Raw genomic sequence first — 10,572 nt, forward strand, 5'->3', positions numbered from 1 at the left:
CGTGCACCAGCCGCTCGACGCGGACGCGCTGCGCCGCGAGATCGACGCGGCCGGCTTCGCGACGCTCGGCGTGCAGAGCGCGGCGCCCGATCGTCAGCACTATCTGCGCCGGCCGGACCTCGGCCGCAAGCTGTCGGACGACGGACGCGCGCTGCTGGCGGGCTACGGCGCGGCGCTCGACGACGCGCCGGAGGTCGTGTTCGTGGTCGGCGACGGGCTGTCGGCGTTCGCGGCCGCGAAGCAGGCGCTGCCGCTGCTGCAGGCCGTGTGCCCGCGGCTCGACGCGGACGGCTGGCGGCTCGGGCCGGTGGTGGTCGCGACGCAGGCGCGCGTCGCGCTCGGCGACGAGATCGGCGAGTTGCTGCGCGCGCAGGTCGTCGCGATGCTGATCGGCGAACGGCCGGGGCTCAGTTCGCCGGACAGCCTCGGCGTTTACCTGACCTGGGCGCCGAAGGTCGGCTGCCACGACGCGCTGCGCAACTGCATCTCGAACGTGCGGCCCGAAGGGCTGCCGCATGCCGCCGCCGCGCACAAGCTGCATTACCTGATCACGCATGCGCGCCGGCTCGGGCTCACGGGTGTCGGCCTGAAGGACGACAGCGATGCGCTGTTGCCGCAGGCGGAAGCGGAGCGCATCGGCGCGCATTGATTGATCGAATGCGTGACGATAATCGCGCACCTCGGCATTGGGTGCGTGTCGGATGTCTCTCCGAAGACGCGCTCCGGCAAGCGGCGCTTGTGACGTAATTCAACATAGGCATGCACAGCAAGCGCGATACGCACACCGATTCGAGATACCGTGACGCGACATACAGCACGAATGATGATGCCAGAGCAATCAACGGTGTCCACGCCGCCGGCGATCGAAACATCGGACCGAAACCAGGTGATCGGACTAACGGCCGAGGACACACTGCGCAATGCTCGGGGCGACGCGCCTTTGCTGCGGAGCGCAGTCGTCAACGTTGCATACGACGCCGACGAGCAGGCGCGCAACCTTATAGGTTCGCGGCAGACATACGACCAGCTCGCGGCGGGCTGCTTCGTCGGCACCCTAACCCAACTGCCGCTCGACACAATTCAGCTATTCCACGAAACGACGAGCCACGCGCTGCGTCAGGTATGCGAAGTATGTGGTGACGCATATTGGTTCGGCATTCCGCTCGTACGTGACCACGAAGCGCGACTCGATGCGCGACGAATCGATGTCGGCACACTGGCGTGCCAGCCTAGCAACACGGAATTCGAATTGCTGACACCGGCGCGATTCTCGATCCACGGCGTCGTTGTGCGCGGCGACGCGCTGCGCCTTTATTCCGAACAGATCGAGCAATGCGAGCCCAATGAGCCGCTACTTGCGCAGAGCGTGATGAAAGTCGGTGAAGCTCAACTGGCCCGCCTGTGTGCGTTGCTTGCGCGACGACTCCACCATGCAGTTACCGCCTTCGCCCCCATTTCCGACGCGCAGCAGAACATCCTGCAGGCAGAAGTACTCGCAGCACTGTTCGACGTGTGCGTGCTGCCTTTAGACAATATACCCGGCGCGATGCAGTCGCGGCGGCGCCGGATCGTCGATCAGGCCCGAGACTACATGCTCGCTCACCGCACGCGGCCGGTCGGAGTGCCCGAGCTGTGCGCGCAGTTGCACGTGAGCCGACGCACGCTGCAGTACTGCTTCCAGGACGTACTTGGTATGGCGCCGACGACGTACCTGCGCGCGCTGCGGCTGAACGGTGCGCGGCGTGACCTGTGCGGCGACACAGCGAGCTCGGTGCAGGATGTCGCCGCCGCGTGGGGGTTCTCGCATCTGGGACAGTTCGCGACCGACTACCGACGACTGTTCGGCAAGCGACCATCGGAGACGCTTCGAGATAAAGGGCGATGGCAGAGTAAATAGGAGGCAGCTCTTTTCCCCGTTTCCCGATAGTTGAGAAGTGACGAGAAGCATACGGCTATACGGACATCGCTGCTCATTGCGTTATGCAGGGTGAGACAACACGACGAATAGCGGGCTCACGTGCGGCAGTACCTGCGCACGCCTGTCGTCCAATACGCCGCTGCGGAGAGGAATCAATCGCCGCACTCGACGGCGCGAACCGCTGCGCGAGACGCGGGGCCGCTACGTGAATACTCTGCCTGACCGGCTATTCGTGCGGGCGCGCATGCTAAGCAACTCAAGGGGTGATTCAAACGTTCAGTGGGAACGCGGTTTCCAGGTAGCGCTGGGCGTCAAGCGCGGCCATACACCCGGTGGCCGCGCTCGTGATCGCCTGACGATACACGTGGTCCTGCACGTCACCAGCCGCAAACACGCCCGGTACACTCGTGCCGGTGGCACTGCCGCTCGCCCCTCCTTTGGTGACGATGTAGCCGTCCTTCATCTCAAGCTGACCCGCAAAGACTTCGGTGTTTGGCTTATGGCCAATCGCGACGAACAAGCCCTGAAGGGTGAGATCCGTAATTTCGCCGGTCTTTACATTCTTGATGCGCAGACCATTAACGCCGCCATCGTTACCCATAACTTCGTCAAGGACGTGATTCCATTTGATCTCGATGACGCCTTCCATCTCCTTTTCGAGCAAGCGATCGACCAGAATCGGCTCGGCGCGGAATTTGTCACGGCGATGGATCACGGTAACTTTACTCGCGATTCTAGAAAGGTAGAGTGCCTCCTCAACAGCCGTATTGCCACCTCCCACCACTGCAACGTGCTGCTTGCGGTAGAAGAAGCCATCACACGTCGCGCACGCCGATACGCCGCGGCCCATGAACTGCTCTTCGCTTGGCAGGCCCAGGTACTGCGCCGATGCTCCGGTCGCAATGATCATCGCGTCGCAGGTGTACTCGCCCGAGTCACCGATTAGACGGATCGGCCTTTCGTCAAGCTTCGCCGTATGGATATGATCGAACACGATTTCCGTATTGAAGCGTTCGGCATGTTCAAGAAAACGCCGCATTAACTCGGGGCCTTCCACGCCGTTTGCATCCGCCGGCCAATTTTCGACGTCGGTCGTGGTCATGAGCTGACCTCCCTGCGCGAGGCCCGTGATGAGTAAGGGGGAGAGATTCGCGCGTGCCGCATAGACAGCCGCGGTATACCCAGCTGGACCAGAGCCAAGAACTAACAATTTGACATGCTTTGTCATAGTTTCACACATAAAGACTATTTAAAATGTGAACCCGGCACAGCGCGACGATGAAGTCGTAAGTTTGAGAAACAGTCACCTTTCTGGATATCCTGCACGCATAAAGCTTACTGATATCCAACCGCGAGACATCGTGACTCAATGCCATCACAATTCAACTACCGACTAAATTCCGCCAACCAGTCCAACTCCTCGCTAGCAACTACATGGCGCACGAAGCTATCGCTTAACAAATCAATAGATTCTTCATTTTTGAGAATTTTCGACCATTTTCTGTTCCTGAACTTTCTTCGCCATAGCCACCAAGAAGACCTTGAACATGACTCCAGACAGCATAGTTGCAATGGTAACAGTGAAGAAAACTGAAACCAGCCAACCGACGATCAAATTACCTCCGGGCAATAGGGTCGGTCGATAAAAGGCAACGGCAGCAATGACAACCCAGTGACAGAAGCAGTAAAAACACTGAAAGAGATAACCAAGTGTACTGTTCGCCTTATCGGCCCACGTCCGTATCGGCGCGAAGATTACAGTTTGTGTTACGGTAATTGAAATGCTTGCTGCAGCGAATGCGATGACTATACAAGTCCAAAGAGCTTGGAGTTCTGGAAAATCGATGTTCATGAGGCGACCCTTTCTTCGACGGAGACCACTGGGTGCAAGTTCGATAGACATATCAATCAAGCGCGCAGCATCTCATGTATCAACGAAAGATACATGAGATGCTGCGCCGCGTCAATTGCCGGCGCAGGATCGCCACGCGAACTGCCTCAGGTCGCCCACGTGGGCAGCTAGCGGACTGCACAATGCGCATCCTGGCCGACACGATCTAGAGAGCACGTAACTGCTGCGCGAGACCCCACAACTCAGTGTGGTGATTTCGCGCTTATCTCACTCGAGATTGCTTCAGCTACTCCCTCTGCAGTCACTGCCGACAGCGTCCAACCGAGGTGGCCATGGCCAGTGTTATAGAACACCCCACAGCGCTTTCCGCGCCCCACTTTCGGAAGCATGCATGGCAGCATTGGACGAAGTCCCGTCCAAGGAGCGACGCGGGCCGTCGATACTTGCGGGAAATGTTCCCGCGTCCACCGTACCAATGGTTCGATGCGGTCCGCACGTATGTCCCGATTGAAGCCGTTAAGCTCAGCAGTTCCCGCGACCCTAAAGCGGTCCACCCCGAGCCTGCTGGTGACGATCTTCGCGCTGTCGTCGAGTAAGCTGACCCAAGGCGCATTCTCGTGGCTTATGGGATCGTCGAGATTTACAGTAATCGAATAACCTTTCACGGGATATACGTTCACGTGATCACCAACCATCGCAGCAAAATCCCGACTGCGCACGCCAGCACATATCACGAGGCTGTCAAATGCAGAAGTGTCTTGCTGCCCCAACGTTTTGGTCGTTAGAACCAACTGCGCTCCACTCTCCTCGCGGATCGACTGCACGGTTGTTTCGTAGCGAAATTCGACCCCGCGTCGTGCGCATGTGTCCGCAAGACCACGCGTAAACTTGTGAATGTCGCCCGTCGAATCGGATTCTGTGAAAAAACCACCATAGAATTCGCCATGTAGCGTTGGCTCAATCTTGCGAATTTCTTCAGGCGTGACAGGGCGACGGTCGAGCCCCCCCTCTCGCAACAGCGCATTGACTTTCATTGCGGCGTCGAACTCTCTACGCGTCGCGTAGAAGTGCAGGATACCGCGTCGTTCCAGATCGAATGCAATGCCTTCTCTCGCGGCAATCGCAAAAAGGTGTTCGCGCGCGGCAATTGCAAGACGCACCGTTTCGATAGTATTGGCTTGGTAACGCGGAATCTGCCGCAAAAATTCTCCGATCCAACTGTATTTATGCCAATCGGGGCGCGGATTCATCAGTAACGGCGCGTCGCGCGTGAACATCCAGCGCAATCCCTTCATTACGGTTGCACGGTTGTTCCAGACTTCGGCATTACTGGCGGACAACTGCCCGCCATTCGCGAATGACGTTTCCATCGCCGCATATCGATGACGTTCGAAAACAGTGACCTGATAGCCGCGTTGCGCGAGGGCGTACGCAGTTGTGACGCCAGTGATCCCGGCGCCAATAATGGCAATTCGTAACATGACATGGTCCATGCAAACGTTGAGCACTGCCGACTGACTTACGCACTACCCAGCCAGCACCGTAGCCCCATCTGTCCATGTACCTGAGAGTTTCGCAAGCCGCCCAGTCCGGCGGCAGTTCCCCTTCGGTGGGCGCTTGGCGCCGCTCTCCAGATGTTCTAGTTGTACGGTCCTTTTGCCTGAGAGTTTCCGGGGCGGTTGCTCCTTCGGCGCCGTCGCGTCAGACGATCTCTCCCGTACCACGTGTTCGAACGCTTCTACACTACTTCGAAATCCCCCGCTCATCCTTTACTTCATGCCGCAGCGATTGCGGCTCAGGATTATCTCGTGCCCCCAAATTTTCTCTATAACATGAGAGTTACGACATCTAACATGAATTCACGAATGTCGATGACCATGCGCCTCTCCGTCATTTGGCACCCGGTTCACCAAAAGTAGGAGGGAGCCAATCGCTAAAACACATGACATTCCCAACAAACCAAATTGAGTGCTGCCGGTCAGCGTCTTAATCCACCCAATAAATGTCGGGCTCATGAAACCACCGATAAGGCCAGTAGTATTAATTAACGCGATCCCCCCCGCAGCTGAGTCGCCCTTCAGATATTCGGACGGCGTCGCCCAAAACACTGCATATGCCATATACATCATCGTATTAGCGATCGCAAGCAACAGCAGTGATGTGACCAATTGCCCCGTGAGCAATGCAGCGCCCGCGATCGCCAGCGCCCCAACTAGTGCTGGAACTGCGCTGTGATAGCGGCGCTCACGATGCATGTCAGAACTCCGGCTACCAAAATACATCCCAAAGGCCGCCACCGCATGTGGAATAGCGGAATAGAGACCGATATGCAACATGTTGGTCACCCCCCGCTCTTTTAGAATGGTTGGCAACCAGAAACTCACCACATACATACTCGCAATCACGCAGAAGTATGCTGCGCACATCAAATAGATACGCGGGTCCTTCAGTACATGCGCAAACGAACGATGCTTCGGGGCCGGCGAGCCAAGCTCCGCAACCAGTAGACACTTCTCAGTTTCGGTCAACCACTTCGCATCACTCGGTCGGTCAGTCAGGAAAAATCGCGCTACGACACCAAGCACAACACATGGCAGCCCCTCCAACAGAAACATCCATTGCCACCCTGCGAGGCCATGAGCACCTGAAAACTTGGTCAGAATCCAAGTTGACATGGGACCGCCAAGCGCACCGCCGATCGGCCCGGCAAGCGTAACAATCGCAATCACCCTAGCCATGCGCTTCTCGTTATACCAATACGTAAGATAAAACAGCATGCCCGGAAGAAACCCCGCCTCGAATACACCGAGCAGGAAACGCAAACAATAGAACATCGTATCGTTCCGCACAAACAAAGTCGCGGCAGAAGTTATGCCCCACAGCACCATAATTCTACTGATCGTCTTTCGAGCGCCCACACGAAGCATCCATAAATTGCTAGGCACTTCAAACAAAACGTACCCAACAAAAAAGATGCCCGCTGCGAGGCCATACACGGCATCCGAAAAACCCAAATCGTTCTGCATTTGCAGTTTCGCGAAACCGATATTGATTCGGTCCAAAAACGCGAGGGTGTAGCAGGTCAGCAAAAATGGCAAAATACGCCAACTAATCTTGCTGAAAAGGGCTGACCTGGTCTCGGTCACGTGAGTCGTTGGAATGGTTGACACGCGATATCTCCTGAGGAAACTCTGCGACATCTTGCAAACGATTCATTCGCAAGACACAAACGATCGTCCTCCCCCAAAAAACTATGCGCAAGAGCAACAATAGTCAGGTAGAGTTGCTCAACAAGCAACACGAGAAATTCAGCCAGTTCCAACGAGACTACGTATGCGAGAGATCAATCAACGACGCCTTAGGTACTTCCATGAAGTGCTGATCCATGGGTCTATTCGAGCGGCTTCTGATAGCTTGAACACGGCGCCGTCCGTCATCACACGACAGATCAAGCTGTTGGAAGACGAAGTAGGAGCCACCTTATTTGAGCGACGTACGCGGGGCGTACAACCGACCGATGCGGCGGGCTATTTGCTGGACTACTGGCGAGGCTGTCACGCGTTGCAGGAACAGCTCGAAGACCGCTTTCAGGCGATGCGAGGACTGGAACAAGGTAGCGTTCGCATCGTGACAAGTGAAGGTTACGTCGACAGCTTGATGGAGGAGGTATTGGCCGCGTTCTGTGCAAAATATCCAAAGCTTGATATTTGTGTAGACACGCTGCCTGTTGATGACGTGGTGACTGAGGTCGCCGAAGCTCGAGCCCATATTGGCCTGGCATTCAACCCACCCGGGCACCCGGAAGTTGAGTATCGTGCGACATCGCCTCAACCGGTGGCGGTGTTAGCGCACGTGACACATCCCCTCGCAGTACGTGGTACAGCCGTCAGCGTTAGCGAAATATTGAACTATCCGTTGGCCCTGATGCCCCCGACGTTTGGGATCGGTAAATTTGTGGAAACACTCGCGTATATCGACAACCTAAACATCCACCCGACCTTTATATCTAACTCACAGTCGGTACTAAAGAATTTTGTATCTCGTGGCACTGGCATCACGCTTGTGGGGCAGTATGCAGTGAGCAGAGAGATCACCAAGGGCGAACTGGTTGCGTTGCCAGTCAATCACCCATTATTTCAGTCCACAAAAGCGCGACTACTTGTCAAAGTGGGAAGGCCATTGCCAGCCGCGGCAGATGCACTACTGAATCTAATACTAAAACAAATGTCTATGTTTTCCACGGGCAATCGCCCTGCCGTCACTTAGACGATCACCGCAATGGCCGCAAACAATCTAATCACACTTATCACACCATTAGAAAATGCCGACAGCCTGATCCATTTTATACCTTTTCGCCGAAATATGAGCCAACGCTCCAACGTTTTGCGGGATGACGTGGAATGCACCACGCCCGTCGAATCCGATTATGCTCTCCCCGGGTAACACCCATGAGGGAGGCCCTCCCAATACGTCGCAGGACCCAGCCGCACGCGAAATTTCCTTCACATATGCAGCATCTTCCCGATGGAGGCTACGATTTTATCAACTCACGCCGCTACTCACCGAACTCAAGAACAGTCGCGCTCAACACAGCGTCGAAAGTGCGCATCAAGTTATCAAGCGTGCGACAGACGGTACTCTTTGAGGGACGGCCCCATCGGTCTGAGCCGGATCTCAGGATCCAAATGTTCCCAAGGGAGATCCATGGGATCCGCCGCCATCGGCCCCGGCGCTTTTGCAACCAGGATTACCTCGGCGATCGGCTCAAAGTCCGCCCAGAAGTGAACGGAACTTTTGTTTACAAGTATCTTCATTTTTTCGGGTTCAATCCCGGCTACGCGATAGAGGTTTCGATCAAACATCTGCGCCTTCACCGTACTGATGGCAATCCTTACGCCGTAGATGCGGAGGCATGCTACCGGACCAAGTTCTCCTTCGACGCCGTTCATCATAGGTCCATCGAAGCGAAAGTGGCCATCGGAAAGATGATCAACCTCGAATGTCCCGACTAGCGGTGCATCACCCGGAACACCGGACTTACCCCCGAGTGCGAGTTTGATATGCGCCCCCACACCTGCGGCGTGCGCCGCCGCTGCAGCTTCCGGATCCCATACCAAGCCCACCGCAGCATCGGTCGCGCCATGACGAATCAGTGCGCGCACCATGCCCATAGTATTTGAATCCCCACCGACTCCGGGATTGTCCTGCGTATCTGCTATTACCACCGGCATGCTTGCGCTGGCAGTCACACGCATTGCTTCCACCACTGCTTCGTCAGGGGTAAGAATCTGAACCTGCCAGCGCGGCTCGTCCAGAATCATTCTCTCCATAAGCAACTCAATAGCCCGTATGAGCGCCGATTCATCGTACCCATATCCCCAGATCACGGGACCGCATTCCGAGAAATCTGCTGCAGGAAAACCCGGCGCGAAATCCAATGAGACAATTGAATCGCGCTCGAGAGACATTAGCAGATCGTACATTCCACGAGCAGGGTCAACAAGCGTGCACATCCCGTTAATCGGAATAAGAAACGGTACCCGGCGTGCCACAACTTTGAGGACACGTCTCTCGCTAAATAGCGTTTCTAGGATCTGCGCGGCACGTCTCCCAGTGTCAGCCATATCGATGTGCGGGTATGTGCGATAGGTCACCATTGCATCTGCGCAGTCCAACATTCTCTGCGTAACATTCGCGTGCAGATCTAGTGAAACCACTATCGGTACCGTATCCCCGATTTCTCGGCGGACCCGCTCCAACAACTCCCCTTCGCCATCATCGATATGCTCGGCAACCATGGCACCATGGAGGTCCAAGTAGATTGCATCAAATCCACCGGTTCTTACTGCACCAACAATTTCGCTTGTGATTCGCTCGTATGCCTCTTTCGTCACATGCGCCGACGCACTTGCGCCGGCCCAAATCACGGGTATCACTTCGTGCCCCGCTTCTTCTGCACAATTGATGAACCCTCCGACCGGCAGATTCACGTCGCGCAACTTCATGACGTCGACACCACGGCTCAGCGGTGGGAAACCTTCCCCCTGAAGAAAGCTCTGCCAGCCAGCCTTGGTTGGCGCGAAAGTATTCGTTTCATGCTGAAATCCAGCAACCAGAATTTTCATTGATGCACTTTATGAAGGATCATGTTCGTGAGCCAATGTTGTGGGAAAATAATCGCTACGGCAAGAGCAACTAAGCGCAGCTCCCGTTGCTTACCGGGCAACACTAAACAACGTTAGCAGCATTTCAGCCGATGCCCCCAACAGGAAGGGGCGACAGAAGGACTACTTTCATGAAACCCACACGGGCGGATACGACTCACCATGAACTGTCGCGACCTACTACTTTCCAAAGGAAAGCCGCAAGTTCCGTCGCCGCCATAGGTGTCGATTCTGCTCATATCGTCACACATTTAATTCCGATAAGCTTACCGGCGATGTCGCACTCCTTATGTCGATCACACGCGTGTATCTACTCTTTGGTCCCTCCACATCATATCCTGACTAATTGACTCGGAAGCTTGCAGCACCGCGCTTCTCGAAGGTCTGGCACGCATAGCTGCGGGGGCTGGCCGCTCAAGCCCGGCACTGCCGGGATGGCATGAAGCGTGGGCTCGAAAGCCATCGAATCGTGCCAGTTGGCGCCCGTGACAGTGACAGCCAGAGGGATGCCGCGTGCGTCTACGACGCTGTGCCGTATCGAACCAAGCTTTCCCCGATCCGTCGGGTTGGGGTCATTTTCCTGCCCCCCGTTACTATCTTCACGCCCCAATAATTGGGGCTTTGGCCAGCTAGGCCCG

Annotated in this window: 8 protein-coding genes, 1 pseudogene and 1 riboswitch; of the genes and pseudogenes, 3 read left to right on the plus strand and 6 right to left on the minus strand. The window is 56.1% G+C overall.

All coding sequences use genetic code 11. The features are described from left to right. Window positions 1-649: ethanolamine ammonia-lyase subunit EutC (eutC, locus tag U4Z64_RS36835; RefSeq protein ID WP_321822627.1), on the plus strand; the 649-nt coding region annotated here is incomplete at its 5' end. Between the two features lie 177 nt (window positions 650-826). After that, on the plus strand, window positions 827-1,897 hold the full coding sequence (locus U4Z64_RS36840; RefSeq protein WP_321822628.1) for a helix-turn-helix domain-containing protein: 1,071 nt from the start codon (window positions 827-829) through the stop codon (window positions 1,895-1,897). 289 nt (window positions 1,898-2,186) lie between these two features. Here the strand turns inward: U4Z64_RS36840 and trxB are convergent, their stop codons facing one another. The 4 genes from trxB to U4Z64_RS36860 form a co-directional block, all read right to left on the minus strand. Next, the gene (gene trxB / locus U4Z64_RS36845; protein WP_321822629.1) at window positions 2,187-3,158 is read right to left on the minus strand and encodes a thioredoxin-disulfide reductase; all 972 of its coding nucleotides are present in this window, start codon (window positions 3,156-3,158) and stop codon (window positions 2,187-2,189) included. Between the two features lie 234 nt (window positions 3,159-3,392). Further along, window positions 3,393-3,770, minus strand: a complete 378-nt coding sequence (locus tag U4Z64_RS36850; RefSeq protein WP_321822630.1) for a hypothetical protein — start codon at window positions 3,768-3,770, stop codon at window positions 3,393-3,395. A 242-nt stretch (window positions 3,771-4,012) separates the two neighbouring features. After that, window positions 4,013-5,251 carry a D-amino acid dehydrogenase gene (locus tag U4Z64_RS36855; protein WP_321822631.1) on the minus strand — a complete coding sequence of 413 codons (1,239 nt, stop codon included), beginning with the start codon at window positions 5,249-5,251 and terminating at the stop codon, window positions 4,013-4,015. A gap of 157 nt (window positions 5,252-5,408) precedes the next feature. Then, window positions 5,409-5,498: riboswitch (glycine riboswitch) on the minus strand. A 131-nt stretch (window positions 5,499-5,629) separates the two neighbouring features. After that, window positions 5,630-6,940, minus strand: coding sequence for an MFS transporter (locus U4Z64_RS36860; RefSeq protein ID WP_321822632.1), 1,311 nt, complete (start codon window positions 6,938-6,940; stop codon window positions 5,630-5,632). A 163-nt stretch (window positions 6,941-7,103) separates the two neighbouring features. Here U4Z64_RS36860 and U4Z64_RS36865 point away from each other — a divergent pair, with 163 nt between their 5' ends. Then, window positions 7,104-8,036, plus strand: coding sequence for a LysR family transcriptional regulator (locus U4Z64_RS36865; protein ID WP_321822633.1), 933 nt, complete (start codon window positions 7,104-7,106; stop codon window positions 8,034-8,036). Window positions 8,037-8,386: 350 nt separating this feature from the next. Here U4Z64_RS36865 and U4Z64_RS36870 read toward each other — a convergent pair whose 3' ends face one another. Both U4Z64_RS36870 and U4Z64_RS36875 read right to left on the minus strand, forming a co-directional pair. Then, window positions 8,387-9,895, minus strand: a complete 1,509-nt coding sequence (locus U4Z64_RS36870) for a M81 family metallopeptidase (RefSeq protein ID WP_321822634.1) — start codon at window positions 9,893-9,895, stop codon at window positions 8,387-8,389. A 421-nt stretch (window positions 9,896-10,316) separates the two neighbouring features. After that, a pseudogene (locus U4Z64_RS36875) lies at window positions 10,317-10,572 on the minus strand (hypothetical protein); the annotation flags it as partial.

Source organism: Burkholderia sp. BCC1996 (assembly GCF_905339955.1).
GTDB lineage: Bacteria > Pseudomonadota > Gammaproteobacteria > Burkholderiales > Burkholderiaceae > Burkholderia.

Coding starts and splice junctions, on each gene's coding strand:
- U4Z64_RS36840 (WP_321822628.1), top strand. CDS start 827: ATGCCAGAGCAATCAACGGTGTCCACGCCGCCGGCGATCGAAACATCG.
- trxB (WP_321822629.1), bottom strand. CDS start 3,158: ATGTGTGAAACTATGACAAAGCATGTCAAATTGTTAGTTCTTGGCTCT.
- U4Z64_RS36850 (WP_321822630.1), bottom strand. CDS start 3,770: ATGAACATCGATTTTCCAGAACTCCAAGCTCTTTGGACTTGTATAGTC.
- U4Z64_RS36855 (WP_321822631.1), bottom strand. CDS start 5,251: ATGTTACGAATTGCCATTATTGGCGCCGGGATCACTGGCGTCACAACT.
- U4Z64_RS36865 (WP_321822633.1), top strand. CDS start 7,104: ATGCGAGAGATCAATCAACGACGCCTTAGGTACTTCCATGAAGTGCTG.
- U4Z64_RS36870 (WP_321822634.1), bottom strand. CDS start 9,895: ATGAAAATTCTGGTTGCTGGATTTCAGCATGAAACGAATACTTTCGCG.